Source organism: Thiomonas sp., from assembly GCF_054608695.1.
This window is the reverse complement of the sequence record NZ_JBTRXV010000025.1, coordinates 24,382-47,271: the sequence shown is the minus strand read 5'-3', so window position 1 is coordinate 47,271 and position 22,890 is coordinate 24,382. Positions and strand designations below refer to the sequence as shown.

At 54.7% G+C, this 22,890-nt stretch carries 15 protein-coding genes and 1 pseudogene; 14 read left to right on the top strand and 2 right to left on the bottom strand.

The features are described from left to right. Positions 1–152: 152 nt before the first annotated feature. Both ACYCUK_RS10595 and ACYCUK_RS10590 read right to left on the bottom strand, forming a co-directional pair. A complete protein-coding gene (locus tag ACYCUK_RS10595) occupies positions 153–857 on the bottom strand; it encodes a Bax inhibitor-1/YccA family protein (protein ID WP_461594732.1) in 705 nt (234 codons plus the stop codon). Between the two features lie 136 nt (positions 858–993). After that, on the bottom strand, positions 994–2,418 hold the full coding sequence (locus ACYCUK_RS10590) for an RNA-guided endonuclease InsQ/TnpB family protein (RefSeq protein WP_461594731.1): 1,425 nt from the start codon (positions 2,416–2,418) through the stop codon (positions 994–996). Positions 2,419–2,551: 133 nt separating this feature from the next. On the opposite strand from ACYCUK_RS10590, the pseudogene ACYCUK_RS10585 reads away from it, so the two are divergent. The 14 genes and pseudogenes from ACYCUK_RS10585 to ACYCUK_RS10520 all read left to right on the top strand — a co-directional run. After that, positions 2,552–3,022, top strand: a pseudogene (locus ACYCUK_RS10585) (winged helix-turn-helix domain-containing protein); the annotation flags it as partial. 352 nt (positions 3,023–3,374) lie between these two features. Further along, positions 3,375–4,781 carry an undecaprenyl-phosphate glucose phosphotransferase gene (locus tag ACYCUK_RS10580; protein ID WP_461594730.1) on the top strand — a complete coding sequence of 469 codons (1,407 nt, stop codon included), beginning with the start codon at positions 3,375–3,377 and terminating at the stop codon, positions 4,779–4,781. Positions 4,782–4,946: 165 nt separating this feature from the next. Further along, complete coding sequence (locus ACYCUK_RS10575) at positions 4,947–7,370, top strand: glycosyltransferase (RefSeq protein WP_461594729.1); 2,424 nt, start codon at positions 4,947–4,949, stop codon at positions 7,368–7,370. Positions 7,371–7,382: 12 nt separating this feature from the next. Next, positions 7,383–8,537: a glycosyltransferase gene (locus tag ACYCUK_RS10570; protein WP_461594728.1), complete on the top strand. Its 1,155-nt coding sequence runs from the start codon at positions 7,383–7,385 to the stop codon at positions 8,535–8,537. A gap of 341 nt (positions 8,538–8,878) precedes the next feature. Further along, complete coding sequence (locus ACYCUK_RS10565) at positions 8,879–9,670, top strand: ABC transporter permease (protein WP_461594727.1); 792 nt, start codon at positions 8,879–8,881, stop codon at positions 9,668–9,670. Positions 9,671–9,712: 42 nt separating this feature from the next. Beyond that, entirely contained in the window at positions 9,713–10,546 is an 834-nt protein-coding gene (locus ACYCUK_RS10560) for an ABC transporter ATP-binding protein (RefSeq protein ID WP_461594726.1), read from the top strand. 159 nt (positions 10,547–10,705) lie between these two features. After that, a complete protein-coding gene (locus ACYCUK_RS10555) occupies positions 10,706–10,987 on the top strand; it encodes a type II toxin-antitoxin system Phd/YefM family antitoxin (protein WP_461594725.1) in 282 nt (93 codons plus the stop codon). Next, on the top strand, positions 10,984–11,421 hold the full coding sequence (locus ACYCUK_RS10550) for a type II toxin-antitoxin system VapC family toxin (protein ID WP_461594724.1): 438 nt from the start codon (positions 10,984–10,986) through the stop codon (positions 11,419–11,421). The genes ACYCUK_RS10555 and ACYCUK_RS10550 overlap by 4 nt, the downstream gene beginning before the upstream one ends. Then, positions 11,418–12,860: a mannose-1-phosphate guanylyltransferase/mannose-6-phosphate isomerase gene (locus ACYCUK_RS10545; RefSeq protein WP_461594723.1), complete on the top strand. Its 1,443-nt coding sequence runs from the start codon at positions 11,418–11,420 to the stop codon at positions 12,858–12,860. Before ACYCUK_RS10550 ends, ACYCUK_RS10545 begins: the two co-directional genes overlap by 4 nt. After that, a complete protein-coding gene (locus tag ACYCUK_RS10540; RefSeq protein WP_461594722.1) occupies positions 12,853–14,022 on the top strand; it encodes an FkbM family methyltransferase in 1,170 nt (389 codons plus the stop codon). The genes ACYCUK_RS10545 and ACYCUK_RS10540 overlap by 8 nt, the downstream gene beginning before the upstream one ends. Before the next feature lie 162 nt (positions 14,023–14,184). Continuing rightward, positions 14,185–15,651 (top strand): class I SAM-dependent methyltransferase, encoded by a 1,467-nt coding sequence (locus tag ACYCUK_RS10535; protein ID WP_461594721.1) that lies wholly within the window; start codon positions 14,185–14,187, stop codon positions 15,649–15,651. After that, positions 15,648–19,469, top strand: a complete 3,822-nt coding sequence (locus tag ACYCUK_RS10530; RefSeq protein ID WP_461594720.1) for a glycosyltransferase — start codon at positions 15,648–15,650, stop codon at positions 19,467–19,469. Before ACYCUK_RS10535 ends, ACYCUK_RS10530 begins: the two co-directional genes overlap by 4 nt. A gap of 379 nt (positions 19,470–19,848) precedes the next feature. Continuing rightward, complete coding sequence (locus ACYCUK_RS10525; RefSeq protein ID WP_461594719.1) at positions 19,849–21,882, top strand: DUF7024 domain-containing protein; 2,034 nt, start codon at positions 19,849–19,851, stop codon at positions 21,880–21,882. A gap of 55 nt (positions 21,883–21,937) precedes the next feature. Further along, positions 21,938–22,864, top strand: a complete 927-nt coding sequence (locus ACYCUK_RS10520; protein WP_461594718.1) for a glycosyltransferase family 2 protein — start codon at positions 21,938–21,940, stop codon at positions 22,862–22,864. The last annotated feature ends 26 nt before the right edge of the window (positions 22,865–22,890 follow it).

Genomic DNA, 22,890 nt, shown 5'->3' with positions numbered 1-22,890 from the left:
CGGTCGCCCTCACGCAGTTGCGCTTCGCTTCACTCGCCATGACCAGCTTGTGGCGGGACTTGCACCCGCAGGAGTGCGCCCGTGCCGGGCGCACACAATAAAAAAGGCCCGGCAATGCCGGGCCTTTTCCCAACTGCAGCTTGAGGCCAGGTTCAGCGACGGCCGCCGAAGATGCCCAACAGCGCCAGCAGGTTGGCGAACACGTTGTACAGGTCCAGATAAATGGCCAGGGTGGCCGAGATGTAATTCGTCTCGCCACCGTCGAGCACGCGCTTGACGTCAATCAGCATGAAGGCCGAGAAGATGCCGATGGCCGCGACCGAGAACATGATCATCAGCGCCGGCATTTGCAGCCAGATGTTGGCGATGCCTGCAATCAGCAGCATGATCACGCCGACGAACAGGAACTTCGACAGCCCGCTCAGGTCGCGCTTGACCACGGTGGCCAGCGAGGCCATGACCGCGAAGATGATGGCCGTGCCGCCGAAGGCCATGCCGATGAGTTGCACCCCATTGGACATGCCCAGGATGAAGCTGAGCATTTGCGACAGCATCAGCCCCATGAAAAACGTGAAGCCCAGCAGCAGGCCAACGCCGAGATGCGAATTCTTGTTGCGCTCGATGGCGAACATCAAGCCGAAAGCGCCGCCCAGGAACAGCAGCATGCCCATGCCGGGGTTGGTCACCATCCACGTGGCGAGGCCCAGCTTCAGGCCGGCCCAGGCGCCGAACACCGTTGGAATGAGCGAAATGGCCAGCAAGGTGTAGGTGTTGCGCAGCACGCGGTTGCGGTCTACGGCATAGCCGCCAGCGCCTTGGGCGTACAGCGAGGGTTGCGGATTGAAGCGGTCGTTCATTGAAGTTCTCCCAAAAAGCAATGCGGTTTGCCGATGGCAAACAACCGATTAGAGGCTGGTGCTGCGTTCCAGTTCCCCGGTACAACTCGACACAGTCCTGCTGGAAGCAGTGTAGGCGTTATGAACTCTCCCGTCGCTAAACGCATGGCGTTCTCGCGGGGATTTCCCACTTCCCCGACCCGAGCGTGGCGCTGTTTCCAGCGCCGCGACTGACCGTGGTCTCCATGGGCGTGACTTCGGACCGTTCCGGCCCTAGTGATTTCTGGCGCAAGCGCATCGTGCGCTTGCGGTCCTTGTCTTTGTACTGACCAGATAGCACGCGATCAACCCCGCGACTGGCGATGACGCGCCCCGCGTTGTGATCCGCGTTGTCCTTCTTCCCACCGCGTTGGCAGACAAACACGGCTTGTGAAAGCCGGTTGTCTGGGTGAATGTGGCCGCACGTGGCACATTCCTGCGAGGTGTGTTGGGCGGGCACGGACAAGCAGAGCTTGCCCGCACGCAGCGCCTTGTACGTCGAATACTCTTTGACCTTGCCCCATGCGCTGCGCAGGATGGCGGCATTGAGGCCAGACTTGGCTGCTGCGCCGTTGCGCACGTAGCGGCCATCCGCATCCTGCTGTGGCCTGGCGCGGCGCGTCATGTGCTGTACACCCAGGTCCTCGAACACGATGAGCAGCTTGCTCGGGTTGGACACCAGCGCATGGCTGGTCTGATGCGCAAAGTCGCGGCGAACGTTTTTGGCGTACTGGTGCAGCGCCTCGACGCGGCGTGCCGCCTTGCGTCGATTCGCACCGCCCTTGGTTCGCCGCGACAGCTTGCGTTGCCAGCGGCGGCGGGATGTTTCTTTCCTCGCCATGCGTTCTTGCTGCGCCGTCGTGAAGTCGAACGCCTGGCCGGTCGACGCCATCGCGGGAATGGTCACACCACGATCCACGCCGACCGTGCGTTCAAGCAGCTCGTCCTGCGTGAACGTCGCCAGCCAGTTGGCGGTCTCCTGGAACGTTGCTTGCACAACACCATCGTCAAACGATCCTGAGACAAACCAGCGTCCTGCCTCGACGGTGATGTGGATCGACGCTGGTGGTTTGAACGCGCCGCTGGTCTTGAACGCCATCTCACCCACTGGAAACTTCGTCGTGCCGAGGATGAGGCGCTGCGCAACCTCACCCGTGGCGGGGTCGGTCACCGGCTCGAAGCGGAACAATTCGGAGGTGATCCACACCGACTGCGTACCTGTTTTGCGTTGCAGCGTCGGGCGGCCAGCAAGCTGCTTGAAGAATCGTCCATACGCCTGCTTCCAGCGCACCGCGCCGTTGCGCAGGATCGGAGACGGCACCTCGCGCAGCCAGGCCGTCTCTTCGCTGATGAATTGCGCGTATTGCTGATCCTGCGGCGCGTACTGGCCGGTGTGCTGCAGCGACTTGCGTGCGAAGGTGCGAAAGTAACGATCCTCACGCACCTTGGCGTTGACGATGAACCGCTGACAACCGATCCAACGCAGCAGGGTCTGTTCCTGCGCGGCGGTCGGGTAACAACGGAAGCGAAAGCCGGTTTGCATGCTGTGATTTTATCCAGCCTCATGAGGAACGACAAGCGAAAACCGCCCGCTTGACCCCTGCTGGCCAAAGGCCTATAGATTCAGCCCATAAATAGATTGAACTTTGGGGATGAATGCGAGAGCCAGCATTGGCATGGACAAAGACAATGCAAGACGGCTGACGCCAGCCGAACAACATGAGCGGCGCAGGCAGGTCATACGGGCCCACAAGCGCGGGCGCACGCGCACGCAGATTGCCGCCGATGTGGGACAGAGCCACACCGCGGTGAGCAAGACGATTGACCGCTATGAAGCCGGTGGCATGGCTGCGCTGGCTCCCCAGCGCAGAGGCCGTCGCGCAGGGGAGCAGCGGGTGCTCAGTGCGGAGCAGGAAGCGCGCATCCAACAAATCATCTGCGATCACCGCCCTGAGCAACTCAAGATGGACTTTGCCCTGTGGAGCCGAGCTGCTGTGATGCAACTCATCGAGCGCGAATGCGGCATGGCCTTGCAGGTGCGCTCGGTGGGCAAGTACTTGGCGCGCTGGGGGTTCACACCGCAAAAGCCCATTCGCCGCGCCGATGAGCAGTCCCCTGCTGCGGTGCGGGCCTGGCTGGATACGGAGTCCATGTAAGGGCCGACCAAGTAACACGTGCAAGCAAACCGCACTCACACGTCCTGTGGGTACGACGGCTGCGAGAGTCGGTTGAAGGCTGCGGAATTTGAGCGGCCGCTGTCAAGTCCATCACGACCGCCACAACCGGGTCGTGGAAACCGCAAGAATTTTCATGAACTAAAATAAACCAAAGTCTCCGAGAGGGAAGCGCTGATTTATTCGATTCCAGCGCGTCTCACATGCCGCAAGCCATTGATTTACAACGGCCCAAGCCTGACCATGTGATGTGCTTTCCGAATAAATCAGCGGTTCCCTAGAATGATCGATTTTGGCAGGTTTGCGTTATGAGGCAGGAGGTATTATGTTTCTGAGGCGAAAAACGCTCAGGGAATATCCGAGCACATTTACATTGCTGTTGCGGTTGACGGACGCTTTGGTTATTGTCATGGCTGGTACGGCGGCCTATTTTCTGAGGCTCGCGGAATTGAATAATAGCCAAAATGAAGCCGCAACTGTTTTTATTGCCGTCCTTCTCGCCAATTTGATTTTTGCGGAAATAGGCGTTTACAGGTCTTGGCGCGCCGGTAGCATCGCACATGAAGTAGGTCTGCTCTGGCTGGGTTGGGGGCTGACCTTTCTGTTGCTGACGGGTTTGTTATTCGCCTTAAAACTGGGCGCGACATATTCCAGGGTATGGATTGCCCTGTGGTTTACATTGGCAGGTATCGGCTTAGGTGTTACACACATTGCATTGCGCCTGGCTTTGCGTTGGATTCACAAGCGTGGCTACAATGTGGGCACACTTTGCATCATCGGTCACGGGGAAAATGCTACGCGAGCCATTCAAACAGCGTTCACCCAAACCAGTCTAGGTTTCAAGCCTGTTGCCTGGTTCGGCACCAACGAACGTCCTTCGACTGAGAGTGTTCCCACGGTCGGTATATTGCCAGACTTGGAGGCTTTTATGAATGCGAACACTGTTGACGAAGTTTGGGTTGCCATTCCACTTCGTGACGAGGAACATTTGCGTGCGGCATTTCATGCGCTTCGACATACCACTGCCAATATCCGATACATTCCTGATTTGTTCGGCTACGAATTGCTCAATCATTCCGTCACTGAAATTGGCGGTATGCCGATGATGGACCTTTCGGTGTCTCCCATGCAGGGCGTCAATCGCTTGGTTAAACGAGCGGAGGACATGATTCTTGGAAGTATCTTTTTGCTCATCGCCTTTCCCATCATGCTGTTGATTGCGGCCGGGATTAAGCTGACCTCACCGGGGCCGTTGCTCTTCAAACAACGACGTATTGGGTGGTCTGGTAGCGAATTCATCATATACAAATTTAGGACGATGACGGCCATTCAAGAGCCTTGTCAAGGCGAGCTCGTACAAGCGACGAAAGATGACCCACGGGTTACAAAGTTCGGGCGATTTCTCAGACGAACAAGTTTGGACGAGCTACCGCAGCTCATCAATGTGATTCAGGGGAGAATGTCTCTGGTCGGGCCACGCCCACATGCCGTAGAGCATCATCAACAGTATATTGAAATTGTTCCATCTTATGCCGCTAGACATATGGTTAAACCAGGCATCACCGGTTTTGCGCAAATTGCGGGATTTCGCGGTGAAACCGATACCCTCGAAAAAATGGAGAAGCGCATTGAATATGATGTCTTATACATCCAGAAGTGGTCTGTCTGGCTTGACATTAAAATAATTTTCCTCACTTTATTCAAGGGAGTAATTCACTCGAATGCGTATTAAATTTTTTGACAAACTTAACAGGGTTTTTATTTTAAATAATGAGACAAAAAATTAAAGTAGAAAATACCTGTCCATATTAATAATTTTTTTAACTGATGCAGTGCCGCGCCAAATAACTGATGATTGGCAATGAGTGCTAGATAGATGTGGCTTTAAGAAAAATAATTGACAGCTTATGAATCCAGCGCACTGATAAATTTACCTAAATTCATGAATAACGACCAGACAACGAGTGAATGCCCTGTCTTCTTCACAATTGTGTCGGCCAACTATATGGCCTATGCAAAGACTTTGATGATCTCGATCAGAAATTTTTATCCTGATGCAATTCGTTACGTATTTTTGGCTGATGAAACGACACAAGATTTTGAAATCGAAAAAGGATTATTCGAACTCCGTTTTGCGAAGGATTTGAAAATTCCAAATTTTCGCCATCTCGCGTTTCGCTATTCAATATTGGAATTTAACACAGCACTCAAGCCATTCGCAATTAGCCAATTGATGCGTGAACGCGACGCCTCGCCAATTCTTTATATCGACCCCGATATACTTTTTCTTTCTCCATTGTACGAGGTTTTCAGCTTACTGAAGACAGGTGTAACGGCCGTACTTACGCCCCACTTAACGAGCCCTCTTGAAGACGGAAAATATCCAGATGAGTTAGCTATATCACGCGTAGGTAGTTTTAATTTGGGTTTTATTGCCACTGGAGCGAATCACTCAAGGAGAAATTTTATTGACTGGTGGTGCCGTAAGCTAGAGTATGGTGCATATGTAAATCTTGAAGCCGGAATGTTCACTGATCAAAAGTGGATGGATCTTGTGCCGGGAATGTTTCCAAATATTAGTATTCTGAGGCACCCAGGTTATAATTTAGCGTATTGGAACTTACCACATCGATCGGTTTCCATTTCCGACAGCGGTGTGTTGGCGGCGAACGGTGAGAGAGTTTCTTTTATTCATTTTTCTGGGATTGATGTGCAACATCCGGAAATTTTTTCTAAGCATCAGAATCGCTTTGATATAACAAATATTGGGGCGCTACGGCCTGTGTATGAGCAATACATTGATTTTTTGAAAATTAATGGGCATGAAAAATTTAAAGTAATTCCATATTATTATGGGAGACTGACTGATGGTGGTCGCATTACAGACGAGATGCGTGCTATTTTTCGAGTCAAGTATGATATTGGCTGTTCTCATGAGGTCAGTGATCCTTTTGCAATTTCGGCTGAAGCATTCCAAGAGCCCTTGTCACTTTCGACTCGACTTTTTCGTTGGATGCGTAAACAATATCCTCGGATGCAGAAGTTTCGGATTGTACGAATTTTGCTCAATAAATTGAGCCCCAACGCACGCTGGCAACTGCGCAAGTTTATTCTCAGGTCCACTCAATCCCCAGCAATCGCGGTGAAGCGGCAAGCTGATAGCCAAGTGGCAATTGGTTTTGCATCCAATTTAGAGGAGGGTGGAAAAGGGCTGGCGGCTAACTTTATTGGGTATTTGAAGGGTGAATTTGGTGTTGCGGAAAATGCTAGGCTTTTCATAGTTGCTGCCCAGATTGCAGGTGTGGATCTTGCCTTGACTAATATCGACTCTAGTTCAACAGGCCGCCAAAATGATTTTAGATTTGAAGGCGCAATCGTTAATGCCGCTAATTTTCCTATTAATGTAATATTTGCCAATGCCGATCAAACGCCTTATGTCAAGACTGTGCTTGGGCCCAACTATGGAAGCAAATATACGATCGGCTATTGGTTCTGGGAGCTTGGGAGTTTTCCACTTGAATGGTCCAGCAGTTTTAACGAGGTAGATGAGATTTGGGTTGCCACCGATTTCGTTAAAGAGACTGTTCAAAAGCGAACGAACAAACCTGTCTTCAAACTTAGAACACCGATTCAAATCAAAATGGAGCGTACTTACCATAGATCTGAATTTTCGCTGCCTGATGACAAATTTGTCTTTTTATTTAGTTTCGACTTCAACTCTTTTATTGATCGTAAGAATCCATTGGGCGTGATCCAAGCTTTTAAAAACGCCTTCCCAAGTCCTGACGATCGCGTTATACTCCTGATCAAATCAACTAATGGTAATAAGAGACCCGAGGATTATAAACGGATATCTGATGCGATATCTCAGGATGTCAGAATTATTTTGCAGGACGAATTTTTGAGTCGTGAGGCTATGTTTGGGCTTGAATCGGTTGTGGATTCTTATATTTCACTTCATCGCGCCGAGGGCTTGGGGTTGGGTTTGGCTGAATCGATGGCATTAGGCAAGCCTGTCATCGGTACAGCTTATTCGGGGAATATGGAATTCATGGATGCCTCAAATAGCTGTTTAGTAGGATATAATTTAATTGATATTGAGCCGCATCAATACCCTTATGCTCATGGCAATCAATGGGCTGAACCAGATTTGAAGCAAGCCGGATTTCACATGCGTAGGCTTGTTGATGATCAAAAATACGCTAGTGATCTGGGTAAGGCGGCCGCGTCCCATATGCGTAAAGTATTCAGTTTGGAACAATGTGGTGCGTCCGTTGCAAACCGCCTGTCTGAGGTTCAGCAGCGTATTTTTGCTGCCTGACTCGGACCTCCTGTGCGAATTCTTCATTTTTCCAAGTATGCATTCCAGCGGCCGGGTGGTGTAGAGCGTCACGTTGAGGTTCTGACGCGTGGCCTTGCTGATGCTGGGGTCGACATTTCGGTGTTGGCCTACGACCCTTCCGGGCAGGCGCAACCGCGAACGGTAGCGGGTGTCCATGTCGAGCCCGTGAGCACCTTCGGGCATGTCGGCAGCCAAGCCATCGCCCCTGGAATGCTGGCGCGGGTGCGATCTTTGGCGAGAGAGCGGCGTTTCGACATCGTCCATCAGCACTGGCCCGACCCCTTTGCGCATGTCATCGCGAGCCTGGTTCCTGCATCGCCCCTGCACGTGGCAAGTTGGCATACCGACATCGTGCGTCAACGGCTGCTCGGGCCGCTCTATCTCAACTTCGCGTCACGCATGCTGCGCAAGCCTGATGCGATCATTGGTGCGACCGCAGCGCATTTGCGAGCCTCGCAAATCGACCGTTTCGCACCGCCTGAGCGCCGCCACGTCATTCCCTACGGAATCGACACGACTCCACTGCTTCCCACTGCCGCGGTGATGCAGCGTGCCCAGGCACTTCGTCAGGAGTTTGGCCAACGGCCTCTGGTGTTCGCCCTTGGTCGGCATGTGTACTACAAGGGGTTCGACGTGCTCATCGAAGCCATGGCACAGGTACCCGCGCTGTTGGTGTTGGGGGGAGAAGGGCCGTTGACCAGTGATCTGCGCGAATTGGCAACCCGGCACAGTGTCCATGTGCACTTCACCGGCCCCATCGCCGAGGCAGACCTTCCCGCCTACTTTCATGCCTGTCATGTGTTCTGTCTGCCATCGTCGGCACCAACCGAGGCATTTGGCATTGTCCAGGCGGAGGCAATGGCATGCGGGAAACCCGTGGTCAACACCTGGTTGCACAACGGTGTGAACGAGGTGGCACCCAACGGCATTTGTGCACTCACGGTCGAACCCGGGGACGCCAACGCGTTGGCTGCGGCGCTCAACCACCTCCTGACCCATCCTGCACAGGCCAACTACCTCGGTCAAGCCGGCAAAGATCGAGTGCGTCGCGCATTCACCGTTGAGGCGATGGTCAGGCAAACGTTGGATCTTTATGAGACTTTATTGAACGACGCAGCCAATTCAAGCTCTGCACTTCCTAGGTGACGTTGGGTGCTTCTTCCTTGGGCCATGGCGTTGCGCAACTGTGGCTCGTCACTCGGGGCTGCCGCAGCTTGCCATTGATACACTTCACGCCATAGTCTTATCGCTCATCACTCTGGGGGCATTCATATTCGCTGGGCATGCATCCCAACCCCAGTTGTTGCTCCCGAACTTGCGGCATGTTCTTGCGCTGCCACACACCAGATCGCTCATGGCTTGTCGAAGCATCGCTCGGAGCGACCAAAGCCCATGCGAAACCGCTGCGGAGTGTGATCTGCCGGACTCCCTGGCTCAACGTTCAATGTCTCGTTGGCCTGAAAACGCCGAATCTCCAACATCCTCCCATGTCTGCCCTGCAAATTGCCTTCAATGATCTTCTGTCCAGCATCAAGGCCTGGCGCCTGTGGAGCCTGCTTGGATGGCTGGAAATTCGCCAGCGCTATGCGCGCTCCAAGTTGGGGCCGTTTTGGTTGACGATCAGCATGGGCGTGCTAGTGGGTACGCTGGGCGTTGTCTATAGCTCCCTGTTTGGTCAAAAGCTCACCGACTACTTGCCGATGATCGCCATTGGCATCGTCATGTGGAGTCTGTTTTCCAGCATCGTGAACGAAGGCTGCTCGGCCTATATCAACAGTGCCAACTACATCCGCCAGGTCAACACTCCGCGTCTCATCTATGTTCTGCAGGCCACATGGCGCAACACTGTGATCTTTGCGCACAACTTCATCATCGTGCTGGCGGTCTTGCTCATTTTCGGCGTGAAGAGTTGGGCCACGCTGCCCTTGTTTATCCCCGCCTTGGCGCTATTCCTACTGAATGCCATGTGGATTGCTGCCTTGGTCGGCCTCATGGCCGCACGCTTTCGCGACTTGCCACAGATCGTCTCGGCCCTGCTGCAAGTTGCTTTCTACATCACGCCCATTCTGTTTCACGGCACCATGCTCGCGGGCAAGCACCAGTGGATCGTGAGGTATAACCCGCTGGCCTATCTCATTGACGTCGTGCGCGAGCCGTTGGTGGGCTTGGTGCCTTCGGCGTTCACCTGGGAACTCACAATCGCCATGGCGGTGCTGGGCTGGCTGGCAGCTTTGGCCTTGACCGGGCGCTATCACAAGCGCATTCCCTATTGGGTGTAACCGGCACATCCGACTCACCACACACTGACCCATTACCAAGCCATGCCCGCCAGCATCAACTTGCAAAACGTTTGCCTTGACTTGCCGATTTTTGACGTCTCGGCCCAATCCCTCAAAAAGCGAGTGCTGCGCATGGGTCGGCGCAACCGCATAGCCGAAGACAACACCGGCGTGGTGGTGGTGCGCGCCATTGACGGCCTCAGTCTGCAGCTCGAGAGCGGCGACCGCCTCGGCCTCATCGGCCACAACGGGGCGGGCAAAAGTACCCTGCTGCGTGTGATGGCCGGTATCTACCCACCCACCGGCGGTTCAATTGCTATTCGAGGTAAATCGGTGCCCTTGCTCGACATCGCTCTCGGCATGGACGACCAGTCCACCGGGCGGCAAAACATCCGCTTGCGCGGCCTGTTGCTGGGTATGAACGACGCCGAAATCAAGCAAAAAACGGAAGACATTGCCACCTTCACCGAACTGGGCGACTACCTCGACCTGCCCCTGCGCACCTACTCCAGCGGCATGCGCGTGCGCCTGGCCTTCGCCATTTCCACCGCGGTGGAGGCCGACATCCTGCTGCTCGACGAAGTGCTGGGCGTGGGCGACGCCAGCTTCCAGGACAAAGCCAACAAACGCCTGCATGACCTGCACGCCAGAGCAGAAATCGTGGTGCTGGCCATTCACTCCAGTGACGCCATTCGCAAGACCTGCAACAAAGTGCTGTGGATGGAGCGTGGCAAAGTGAAAATGTTTGGCAAGGTTGACGAAGTGGTGAGCGCTTACGACAAGCACATGAACCCGCCCGCGCCCACAGTTTTGCGCAAACGGATAACAAACCAGAAATTTGCCCAACGTAAGCAGACGCTGCGGCAAAGCCGCTGAGAATGGCGAGATGAACTGGCGTCGGAAGAGCCTTTGGCTGCACGGATTGACCTTCAAGATCAGCTCTGGGTTTGACGCAATCTTCTCTCGGAGCCACCGCAATAACCTGCAAATTGAGGTTACACTAAAAAAATGTACCCACAACCAGGAAGTGCAAGCATGATCGAAGTCGGCGTCAGGGAATTCAAGGCGCATTTGTCGACCTATCTGCATCGGGTGTCCACAGGTGTGGCCTTGGTCGTCACGTCGCATGGCAAGCAAATCGCGCGCATTGAGCCCCCTGCCATCACCACGGAGCCAAAAGATGCGCTTTCTATGCTGCGAACGCTGCCATGGCTGCGCATCGGCAAGGGTGGCAAGCCGCAGGGCGCGCGCGAACACCTCAAGCTGCGCGCGGATACGCCGCCGCTTGCACAAACGGTCAGCGAGTTGCGCGATTGATTCTGTATCTCGACACCTCCGCACTGGTCAAGCTCTACGTTGATGAGCCTGGCTCAAGGCAAGTTCAGCGCGCCGTAGCGCAAGCTGAGCGCGTGGTTACCCATGGCATCGCCTATGTGGAGGCGCGCGCTGCGTTCAGGCGGCGTGCCGCCGACGCGCCAGACGCTGAGGCGCTGCAACGCTGGCGGCGTGATTTCGAATCCGACTGGCCGAGGCTGGATGTGGTGGATGCTGCGCCAGCCCTGCTGCATCGCGCGGGCGAACTGGCTGACCTCCTTGCTCTGCGCGCCTATGACGGTGTGCATCTGGCCGCGGCCGAGTCTCTCCACGAGCACCTCGCCGCGTCGCACCAACTGGTTTTTGCCGTGTACGACAAGCGCTTGGCTCTTGCGGCACAGTCCCTCGGTTTGCAGGTTTTTCCGTCCGAATCATGAGTGCATCACACAAACTTCTCCCCGTCATCCTCTCCGGCGGCGCCGGCACCCGGCTATGGCCGGTCTCCCGCGAGCAGCATCCCAAGCCTTTCATGCAACTGGCCGACGGGCAAAGCCTGCTGCAGAAAACCTTCCTGCGCGCTGCTGCCTTGCCAGGCGTGGCCCAGGTGCTGACCGTGACCAACCGCGACCTGGTGTTCAAGACCAAGGATGAATACGCGCAGGTCAACGGGGCTGCCCTCCCCACCGCCTTCATCCTCGAACCCTTCGGCCGCAACACCGCCCCGGCGCTGGCCGCGGCCGCGCTGTGGGCCGAACAGAACATCGGCACGGACGTCCAGTTGCTGGTTCTCGCGTCAGACCACCTGATCACCGACAAAACCGCCTTCGAGCAAGCCTTGCGAACAGCCATGGAACTGGCCGAAAAAGGCCAGTTGGTGACCTTTGGCATTCAGCCCACGGGGCCTGAAACCGGGTTCGGCTACATCGAGGTGGACGGCACCCAGGCACGCCGCTTCGTCGAAAAGCCCACGCTGGACAAGGCGCGCGAATTCATCGCCAGCGGCAACTACCTTTGGAACAGCGGCATGTTCTGCTTCCGCGTGGATGCCGTTCTGCAGGAACTCGCCGAACACGCGCCCAGCGTTCTTGAAAGCGTGCAGTCCTGCCTGGGCGCGTCGCGCCAGTTGCGTGGCGAGAGCGATGTGCAGATCGAGCTTGACGCCACGACATTCCAATACGCGCCCGACATTTCCATCGACTACGCGCTGATGGAAAACTCCAAGCATGTCGCCGTGGTGGCCTGCGACATCGGCTGGACGGACATCGGCTCGTGGAATGCACTGAGCGAACTGCAAGAGCCAGATGCACATGGCAACCGCATTCTCGGCGAAGCCTTGCTGCATGGCACCGACAACTGCTACGTGCAAAGCTCGCAGCGCATTGTCGGCCTCGTGGGTGTGAGCGACCTCATCGTGGTGGACACGCCCGACGCCGTGCTGGTGGCACACCGCAACTGCGCGCAGGACGTGAAACAGATCGTCACCCAGCTCAAGGCCAATGGCCACGAGGCCTATCGCCTGCACCGCGAGGTGCACAGGCCGTGGGGAACCTACACCGTGCTGGAAGAGGGGCCACGCTTCAAGATCAAGCGCATCGTCGTCAAGCCCGGCGCCGCACTCTCGCTGCAGATGCATCACCATCGCAGCGAGCATTGGATCGTCGTGTCCGGCATCGCGCGCGTCATCAACGGAGACCAGAACATCCTGATCAACACCAACGAGTCGACCTTCATCCCAGCGGGACACAAACATCGCGTCGACAACCCCGGAAAACTTGATCTGGTGATGATCGAGGTCCAGAGCGGCGAATATCTGGAGGAGGACGACATCGTGCGCTTCCAGGACGTCTATGGCCGCGTCGCGGACACCAATGCCTGAGCGCGCGCCAGTCTTCACGTCCTACGCGCAGAACTTCGAGGACGTCATCCTTTGGCGTGCATTGCGGCAAGTCGAACAGGGTTTTTATATCGATGTCGGTGCCTGGTCGCCCGATACGGATTCGGTCACCAGGGCGTTCTACGAACACGGATGGCGCGGCATCAATGTCGAACCCAATCCCCACTGGTATCGACAACTGGCCGCGAAAAGAGCCCGCGACACCAATTTGGAATCGGCGCTTGGCGACGTGTGCGGCACCCAGACGCTCTATCTCGTTCATGAATCAGGGCTGTCCACGCTCGATCCGGCTGCGGCCCGCCGCCACCGCCAAAACGGTTTGCAATCAACCGAATGTCGGGTCGAAGTCATGACGCTGGCCCAAGTGTGCACTGCACATGTGCCGCAGGGACAGCCGATCCACTTTCTCAAGATCGACGTCGAGGGCTACGAGGCCAACGTCCTGCACGGCCATGACTGGCACCGGTGGCGTCCATGGATCGTTGTCGTCGAATCCACCCTGCCGATGTCCCAAGTGGAAACACATGCCGGTTGGGAGCCACTCCTGCTGGACGCCGGCTATCGGTTCGTCTATGCCGATGGACTCAACCGCTTTTATTTGGCGAACGAACACGCCGATCTGTCCGAGGCCTTCCGTTATCCGCCCAATGTGTTTGACAAATTCGTGCTTGGTTCGCAGCAACGGGCCGAACGCAATCTGCAAGCAACTTATCGCAGCCTGTCCTGGCGCATCACCAAACCACTGCGCGCCGGGGCAAAACTATGGCGGGTCTCACCCCCACAGTTCCACCACATGTTCCACCGCGCACTGACCATGACCGCCGCTGCGTGGCATGCCATCAAAAGAGCCTCCAAGGCCACCGCGAGGCGTGCTTTGCTGCGGGTCGGGCACTTTGTCCTTGCCCACCCAAGGCTCCGATTACGCATCCTGGCCCTATTGCACGCCCAACCCGCCGTGGGGGCGCTGGTGCGCCGTGCGCTGGGGCAGGGGTGGGCAAACCCCGCCGGCAACACGAGTGCTATCCGGCATCAGGCCCCCGATTTGCCCGGAGCCGAATGCCTTTCGCCTCATGCGCGGGCAATCTACCGCCAACTTCTTTTGCAGCGCAACTTCACGCGCGGAAATCGCACCGGCAAGCCCTAGTTGTTGCCAACCGTGGCGAGCAGTGGATCATGGCCGATGACGACCGCCTCCCCCTGCAAACCGGAGAAGTGCGGCAAATGCGCCAGGGTGCGGAACCGCACCCTGGGATGTTGTTCGTTGACTGGCGCCGTCGAAAGCGACGCAAACAGTCTGGAGGCCGTAATGAAGGAAGACAGCTTTTACCGTGCCTTTGAAGACCGCCATCGCGGTTCGCGTGAATTGATCAAGGGGCGATTGCGTGTTTATCTCCCCTTTATCAACCCACTCAAGGATCTTGATGGCGAGTGCTCCGTACTTGACCTGGGTTGTGGCCGTGGGGAATGGCTTGAGCTGACGGGAGAGGCGGGGTTCAAGGCGCATGGCGTCGATCTCGATGAAGGCATGCTGGCCGCCTGTCGCGAGCGAGGGCTCTCCGTCGAAACCCAGGACGCGATCGCTGCACTACATCAGATTCCCGATGAAAGCCTGATGATCGTTTCTGGATTCCATATCGCAGAACATATTTCTTTTGATGCCTTGCAAGAAATCGTCAAAGAAGCTCTGCGGGTACTCAAGCCGGCTGGTCTTCTGATTCTGGAGACCCCCAATCCAGAAAATCTCATCGTCGGAACATCGAATTTCTACCTCGACCCGACTCATCAGCGCCCATTGCCTCCCCTGCTTCTTTCGTTTTTGCCGGAGCATGCAGGATTTTCGCGCACCAAGATCCTTCGTCTCCAGGAATCCCCCGATCTTTCCGGCGCAAGCGATGTTCACTTGCTACAGGTTCTTGGCGGAGTCAGCCCCGACTATGCGGTCGTCGCGCAGAAGAGCGCCCCACAGGAACACCTCGAGCTCTTCGATAGCACCTTCGATGTGCAATATGGCTTGACGCTGGAGATGCTCTCAACCCGGTACGAGACTGGCATGCAGAAGCGGCTGTCCATTCTTCAAGATCGCATTGAGCAGGCCCAGACCCAAGCCCAGCAGGCTGAAACCCACGCCGCACTCCAATCCAAAGCGGATCAACACGAACTGGCTGAATTGAGGGCACATTTCTTGCATGCCCAACAATCCAGTGCAGCCTTGGGAGTTCAACTGACGCAAGCCCTTGCACAACACAGCCAAACCCAACAGCAACTCCAACAATTCATGGCGCAGAACCATCAATTGCGCAACCAGTTGGATGGACGTCAGACTGAACTTGATGAACTGAAAAAAGAACTCGTTAGACTCCAAGCAGAAATCCACGCGGAGCTGGCTGCCCGTACCCACGAGTTGCAGGCCGTGTATGCCAGCCGATCATGGCGCGTCACCCGTCCGCTGCGCCTGGGCGTGTCCGGCTTGCGCCGGCTGCTGGGTCGTTCAGCGCAGCAGCCACAAATCCAGCCAACGCCCGCCCATCCGGCGGCACTTGCGCAGCCCGCGCAGGTTGCAGGCCCGGCTGCGGTTCAGCCTCCAGCGCCGGCCGAACAACAACTGCAGCCCCAGGCAGAGCCTTCCGCACACTCCATGCAAGACGCACAGACTTCGCCAGACGCAGCGCACGCGCCCACTGCTCCCACATCCGCGCTCGATACTGAAACCTCACGCCGTATCTATCAACAGTTGCAAAGGGCGCGCGGCGCCTCCAAAGGAGAGCGCTCGTGAGAATCGTGCTCGATCTGCAGGGCGCGCAAACCGCCAGTCGTTTGCGTGGCATCGGCCGCTATTCGCTGGCCCTGGCGCAGGCCATCGTGCGCAACCGCGGCGAGCACGAGGTGCTGATCGCGCTCAATGGCATGTTGGCCGACACCATCGAGCCCATCCGCGCCGCGTTCGACGATTTGCTGCCGCAGGCCAATATCCGCGTGTGGCAGGCCCCCGGGCCGGTTCGCGAGTTGGATGCCGGCAACACCTGGCGGCGCCAGGCCGCGGAATTGCTGCGCGAGGCTTTTCTCGCCAGCCTGAAACCCGATGTGGTACACGTGTCGAGCCTGTTTGAAGGCTACCAGGACGATGCCGTCACCAGCATCGGCCGTTTCACTGAAAGCCACCCCACCGCAGTCACTCTGTACGACCTCATCCCACTCCTCAACCCGGACGAACAGCTCAAAGCCAACGCGTCCTACATGGACTACTACTGGCGCAAGATCGGGCATCTCAAGCGCGCGCAACTGCTGCTGTCTGTTTCGGGGGCATTGCGGCGCGACGCCATAGACGCGCTCCAGCTCTCCGGGAACTCGGTGGTCAATATCTCGGGCGCAGCGGGCCCAGGTTTCCAGCCAACCGAATACACCGCCGGGCAACAAGCGGCTCTTTTCTCCAAATTTGGCATCAGGCATCCATTCGTGCTCTGTGCCGGCGCTACCGGCGAGACCAATAACCTCAGACATCTCGTCGAGGCATTTGCCGCCTTGCCTCACTCGCTGCGCGGGCAGTACCAATTGGTCATTGCAGGCGTCTCGGACGAATCTCAATGCCAGGATTTGCAGCGTCGAGTGGAAACCCCCGAGCTGGGCGCTGGCACACTTTGCCTCACGGACATCAACGATGCTGAATTTGTAGCGCTCTACAACCTGTGCCAACTCGTCATTATTTCGTCCATGGACGGCGGTATAGAGTCGACGGCCTTGGACGCCATGGCCTGCGGGGCAGCGGTCATTGCAGCCAACACGCCCACCCTGGCAGAGGTGGTAGGCCGTGAGGAAGCCCTGTTCGACCCGCTGGACATACTGGCCATCTCCGCCAAGGTGGCGCAGGTACTGGCAGACGGAACATTTCGTCAAACCCTGCGGCAACATGGCCTGCAACAGGCGAGCCAGTTTTCCTGGGATGCGAGCGCTCGCCGCGCCATCGCCGCCCTTGAACAACTCCATCTGCAAGCGAAAGCTGCCGAGCCGACATCCAGCCGGCCGCTGCGCCGGCCCAGGCTGGCCTACGTCTCACCGCTGCCTCCCGAGCGCACCGGCATTGCCGACTACAGTGCCGAACTGTTGCCTGAATTGGCGCGGTATTACGACATTGACGTCATCACCCCGCAGACCGAGGTCACCCACCCCTGGGTACGGGCCAACTGCCCGGTGCGCAGCGTGGAATGGTTCCGCGCCAACGCCCCGCGTTATGAGCGGGTGATGTACCACGTCGGCAATTCGCCTTTCCACAGCCACATGTTCGACCTTCTGCCCGAAATTCCGGGAGTGGTCGTTTTGCATGATTTTTTCCTTAGCGGTGTGCAGTGCCACGACGAGTGGCGCGGGGCGCGTCCTGGCATGTGGACACGCGAACTCCAGCATTCACACGGCTATAGCGCCGTTCAGGAGCGTTTCCGTACCTCGGATCTCAGCAACATCTTCGGGAAGTGGCCTGCGAATTTAAGCGTATTACAACAAGCCCAAGCCATCATCGTGCATTCGGAGGCAACGCGCGACTTGGCACGGCATTGGTACGGAGACAACTTTGGGAAAGATTGGTTTGTTGTTCCTCTACTGCGCGCGCTCGCGATGTCAAACGACAACGCCGAGAAGCGGTTTGCAGCCAGGCGAGATCTTGGAGTTGCGGATAACACCTTTCTAGTTTGTAGTTTCGGCCTATTGGGCCCTTCCAAGAAAAACCATCATCTGCTCACCGCTTGGCTGGCGTCACCGCTGGCGCGAAACCCACGGTGCCAGTTGGTATTCGTCGGAGAGAATCACGGCGGAGACTATGGTGACGAGTTGTTGGCGACGATGCGCGAGAGCGGGCTGGGCACCCGCATCGCAGTCACCGGGTGGGTGAGCATGGCGGAGTACCGCAAATATCTGGTTGCGGCCGACGTTGCAGTGCAATTACGTACGCTCAGCTATGGTGAAACTTCAGCAGCCGTGCTGGATTGCATGAGCCACGGGCTGCCCACGATTGTCAACGCACATGGGAGCATGACTGAGTTACCGAGCGATGCGGTATGGATGCTGCCTGATGCATTCAGCGACGAAGAACTCGTCGATGCCCTGACTACGCTGCATGGGAATAGCGAGCGTCGCGACGTTCTTGGCAGGCAGGCGAGGCGGGCCGTGCGCGCACGGCATGCACCGGCAGCCTGTGCCGCGCAATATGCGGCAGTCATTGAGGATTGCCACGCCAATGGCCGATCGAGAGCGCTGATTAGAGCCCTTGCAGAGCTTGACGATCCTCCACAAGAGGAACAGTCCTGGTTCGGATTGTCGCGGTGTGTGGCGCAGAATGCCCCAAGGTCCGATCCACGTCGGCAGCTGCTGGTGGATATCTCTTCGGTGGTACGCGAAGATCTTAAAACCGGCATTCAACGTGTCGCACGGTCCATCATGCTCGAGGTGATCCAGAGCCCCCCTTCAGGTTTTACCGTCGAACCCGTTTACACGAGCGACGACGGCGGGTGCTGGAAATTTCGCTATGCGCGCCAATACGCTGCGCGGTTGTTGGGTTTCCCAGATGGTTTGCTAGAGGATGCCGTGGTTCAGTTCGGCGTCGACGATGTTCTCCTGTGCCCAGATCTGACCGGCGGCTACTTGATCGAGGCGGAACGGACAGGCCTTTTGCAACAGATTCGCGATGCGGGCAGCCGCCTTCATTATGTGATTTTTGACCTCCTCCCCGTGATACACACTGAGTTCTTCCCGCTTGGAACGGATCAGGAATTCTCTCGCTGGTTGCGCGCCGTAGCGCGCGTAGCTGACGGCGTGATCGGCATTTCGAAGGCGGTCAGCGACGACTTTGCAAACTGGCTGAAAGAGCAAGGCTCGCAAAGAAACCGTCCGGTGAACATCGGCTGGTTTCATCTGGGAGCCGATATCGCCGCTTCGGCGCCAACGCGTGGCCATAGCGCCGAGGCTGAACAAACGCTGATCGGACTGCGCGCCAAACCGAGTTTCCTCATGGTAGGTACCGTTGAACCGCGCAAAGGGCATCTGCAGACGATTGCAGCATTCGAGACGCTTTGGGCACAGGGAGTCGAAGTCAACCTCGTCATCGTCGGCAAAGAGGGCTGGAAGGGCCTGTCCGACGGGCATCGAAGCAGCATTCCGACCGTTATCGCCAAGTTGCGCAAGCACCCAGAGTTGGGCAAGCGGCTGTTCTGGCTCGAAGGCATCAGCGACGAATACCTCGAGGCGGTGTATGCGGCTTCCACATGCCTGATTGCAGCGAGCGAAGCTGAGGGGTTCGGCCTGCCCCTCATCGAAGCGGCGCAGCACAAACTACCCATCATCGCCCGTGATATCCCTGTGTTTCATGAAGTGGCGGGTACCCACGCGTTTTATTTCTCCGGGCAGGACGCCTTCAGCCTGGCAGATGCCGTGCAAAACTGGTTGCAACTCCACGCCAGCAAGCTTAGTCCCTGCTCAGACGCCATGCCCTGGCTAACCTGGAAGCAAAGCGCAGAGCGACTGATGCACATCATCCTGCAAAACGATTGGGAGATGAGTGTTATGCCCTGCTTCACAACAGGTCGGAGATTTATAAAGGGTGCGTAAAAGGCTATCAACAGGCGTTATATTGCGACCTTGATGCACTGGTCGTTAGCTCCAACACACTCGTATTCACCCTGCCAGCAGCCCACCAGCCAAACGATGGCGATAACCGTTGTTTGGCACTAGCTACACGGCAATTGGAAATTAATTTCGGAGAAGCGGCATACGGTGCAAACTGAAGGCGAAGACACTTAAATTCGATTGTCATGTATTATACGGCTCCAATACACGAACAATTGCACCGCAACGAAATCCATCAATTTAATGTCCAGCATAAATATATAAGCAATAGACCCCACCAAAGATAAAGGCCAATTCCAGTCCTCGCGCCACCCCAATATCAAGATCACCCCAATTCCATTTTATTTTCCCAACCAAAGAAATGCCGCCTCGAAAAATTTTAATTGCTGCCTTCTTTGCCACAGTTATCATTGGTGGCCTTTGTATAAGCTATCTCGCAACATTTGCAGTTGTTCGAGCCGACTCGGATTCCAGCCATTCGGCAATGCTGTGGTATGGCACACAAATTTATGGGTTAGATTTTATTAAAAATTGGATTTTTACACCCGATAATTGGCTGTTAACGTTAGTCCCGATCGACTCGCTCCTATTTTCTATATTTGGACCACATCCATATATAGTTTTATTTCGCGGATGGCTATTTTTTCCTCTCAGCACTGCATTATGTGGCCTATTAGCCCTTCAACTTGATACTAAATGGTCTCCATTGATAATACCATCCGTATTATTATACTCCGGCTCTTATGGAATATCCTCAGGATTTTTGACCTACACCGTTTCACATAATAGCTCGATGTTCTTTGGGCTTTTGATGTTTGTAGGTAGCGTAGCCTATATCAAGAGTGCCAACAAGGCATGGCTCCCCTTGATATTTGTATTGTCTGCGGCTTGCTGTATTTCAGACCCATGGTTTCTTGCCGCCTTCACACTTCCAGGCGAAATTTCAAGTTTTATTCTTCTTTTATTGACAATAAGAGAGCGGCGCAATCGGCATCTTTTATATTTATTCGCCGCATTAACCGCCTCCATCGTGGTAGCCAAAACGATGGCGTTTGGGCTTCTTAATTTCATCCCGACATTCCCATTTTCATTTGGGTCGCGGGAACTGGTCAACAGAAATGCAGAATATTTTATTAAAGACCTGGGCGGAATTCTAAATATAATACCATTCAACAGCCAAAACTTCTTTTTAACCTCACTCGCCTCTATTTTTATGGCAGGACTATTAATTGCCGCGTCATCATACCTTTTCTCCTTGACAAGGAACAAGGAAAACCGAATTCCAAGAACATTTTCTTTTATTTTTACGGCACTCTCCGTTGCGGGCATATCTTTCGCATTTATTTTCTCGAACATTCAGCAAGCAGGTTACTCCGCCAGATTTATTATTAACATATTATTTTTTGATATCGCGTTCACCATTATATTAACAGAACTGGCTTGGTCAAAAATTGGTGTGGCATATAAGATATTAGTGGTGGGATGCGGCATTATATTTATTTCGGCCGGCTTAATTTCTAACTTTAAATTTATAATACGTCCGCATATAAAAACGCAAGATAAAGGCGCGCAAGATATAATAAAATATTTAAAAGCGCATAACTTAAATTACGGTTATGGGCCCTATTGGTACGGCAATGGACCCTACTGGGGAATTGGCTCCAATGCGGTGACTTGGCTATCAGATAATAAAATTATCATAAGGCCCGTTATGTTTAACCCCACATCTGGGTTCATGATTATTGGGAATAGGCCAGAAACTGATAAGCTGTGGTATCGCCCGCACGATTTACCGCAAAAACAACATGACTACTTTGTTTTTGTCACAAATGATGGCGATAATTGCGCAAATGTCGATATTTGCATTAATGGCCTAATTCATCAGTATGGGCAACCGAAAAATATCCTCCATCATGGAAGTGCTTATATTATGGTTTGGCCACATCAATTATTGTGGGCACCCGTTGATATTAATAGCAGAATTTCATTAAACCGGAGCTACGGCTGGTCAGGTTGGTCATATCCCGAATCATGGGGAACATGGACAGACGCCAATGAAGCGACAATCATGCTCCCTCTTAGCACACCGCCTAAGTCAAACCTATACTTCGTTATTGATAGCTCTGCCTTTTTGGCAAAAACGCACCAGTCGCAGATTGTTTACGTATCCGCAAATGGAACGCCTATCGGCGAACTTCAATATACATCCGCTAAAAATTCTGGGTTACGCCGACTGGAAATACCATTAAAAACCATCCTTAAGAACGATCAATTGCTGTCCATTGATTTGAAAATAAAGAAGCCAATGTCCCCAGCATCTTTGGGCATCTCCGCCGACCCCCGGGAACTTGGTATTGGGGTCCGCTATATTGAATTGACCAACTCCACACAATAAGAAAACCCCCGAAAGACCAAATGAAACGAGCAAATCGCCCAACAAGAGAAAAGCTATGATTTCGATCGTCGTGCCATGCCATAACGAAACAGAAAATCTTTCAACGCTGTATACGCGCGTGAAAGGCGTCATGGAAAAAATAAATGAGAGATGGGAATTAATCTGCGTCAATGACGGAAGCACCGATAATACCCTAATGCAATTAGTGGCCCTCCATCAGAGGGACCCACGTGTTGTTGTTATTGATCTTTCTCGGAACTTTGGCAAGGAAGCTGCGCTGACTGCGGGGCTTCATCAAGCGAAAGGTGACGCCGTCGTCCCATTGGATGCTGACCTACAAGATCCACCAGATCTCATCCCGGAATTAATCTTAAAATGGCGGGAAGGCTATGATGTTGTCAATGCGGTTCGAATCAGCCGCGATGGTGAATCGTGGATAAAAAAGATAACAGCCCATGCTTTTTACCGCATCATCAATCGCATGAGTTCCGTGGATATTCCTGCGGATACCGGGGATTTCCGGCTTATCTCCCGCCCGGCATTAGAAGCGATCAAACTACTCCCGGAGCGTCGACGTTTCATGAAGGGGCTTTTCGCCTGGGTTGGATTTAAAACTTGCTCCGTCAATTACCACCGTGAACCGCGCAACGCGGGAAAAACAAAATGGAATTACTGGCGCTTATGGAAGTTTGCCATCGAGGGCATTACATCCTTTAGTCAAGTACCGCTTCAGATTGCATCCTACCTTGGGTTTCTCATTTCCTTTTTAGCATTTTTTTATGCTGTTTTTTTAGTATTTGAAACCTTGTTTTATGGAAATTCCGTCAAGGGATACCCATCGATAATGGTTGCACTTCTTTTTCTTGGTGGTGTTCAGCTTATGGCGCTGGGGGTCATAGGTGAGTACATTGGCCGCCTCTATGACGAAAGCAAGCAACGCCCCATTTACCTTATTCGCGAAATATGGCAGAACAAACCTTGAATCGCCTTTTTTGAAAATCATCTTTG

What these genes read in the sequence shown, in the direction of transcription:
- ACYCUK_RS10580 (WP_461594730.1), top strand. Translation starts at nt 3,375, where the DNA reads ATGTTTCTGAGGCGAAAAACGCTCAGGGAATATCCGAGCACATTTACA.
- ACYCUK_RS10525 (WP_461594719.1), top strand. Translation starts at nt 19,849, where the DNA reads ATGCCGCCTCGAAAAATTTTAATTGCTGCCTTCTTTGCCACAGTTATC.
- ACYCUK_RS10545 (WP_461594723.1), top strand. Translation starts at nt 11,418, where the DNA reads ATGAGTGCATCACACAAACTTCTCCCCGTCATCCTCTCCGGCGGCGCC.
- ACYCUK_RS10555 (WP_461594725.1), top strand. Translation starts at nt 10,706, where the DNA reads ATGATCGAAGTCGGCGTCAGGGAATTCAAGGCGCATTTGTCGACCTAT.
- ACYCUK_RS10540 (WP_461594722.1), top strand. Translation starts at nt 12,853, where the DNA reads ATGCCTGAGCGCGCGCCAGTCTTCACGTCCTACGCGCAGAACTTCGAG.
- ACYCUK_RS10520 (WP_461594718.1), top strand. Translation starts at nt 21,938, where the DNA reads ATGATTTCGATCGTCGTGCCATGCCATAACGAAACAGAAAATCTTTCA.
- ACYCUK_RS10595 (WP_461594732.1), bottom strand. Translation starts at nt 857, where the DNA reads ATGAACGACCGCTTCAATCCGCAACCCTCGCTGTACGCCCAAGGCGCT.
- ACYCUK_RS10565 (WP_461594727.1), top strand. Translation starts at nt 8,879, where the DNA reads ATGTCTGCCCTGCAAATTGCCTTCAATGATCTTCTGTCCAGCATCAAG.
- ACYCUK_RS10590 (WP_461594731.1), bottom strand. Translation starts at nt 2,418, where the DNA reads ATGCAAACCGGCTTTCGCTTCCGTTGTTACCCGACCGCCGCGCAGGAA.
- ACYCUK_RS10560 (WP_461594726.1), top strand. Translation starts at nt 9,713, where the DNA reads ATGCCCGCCAGCATCAACTTGCAAAACGTTTGCCTTGACTTGCCGATT.
- ACYCUK_RS10535 (WP_461594721.1), top strand. Translation starts at nt 14,185, where the DNA reads ATGAAGGAAGACAGCTTTTACCGTGCCTTTGAAGACCGCCATCGCGGT.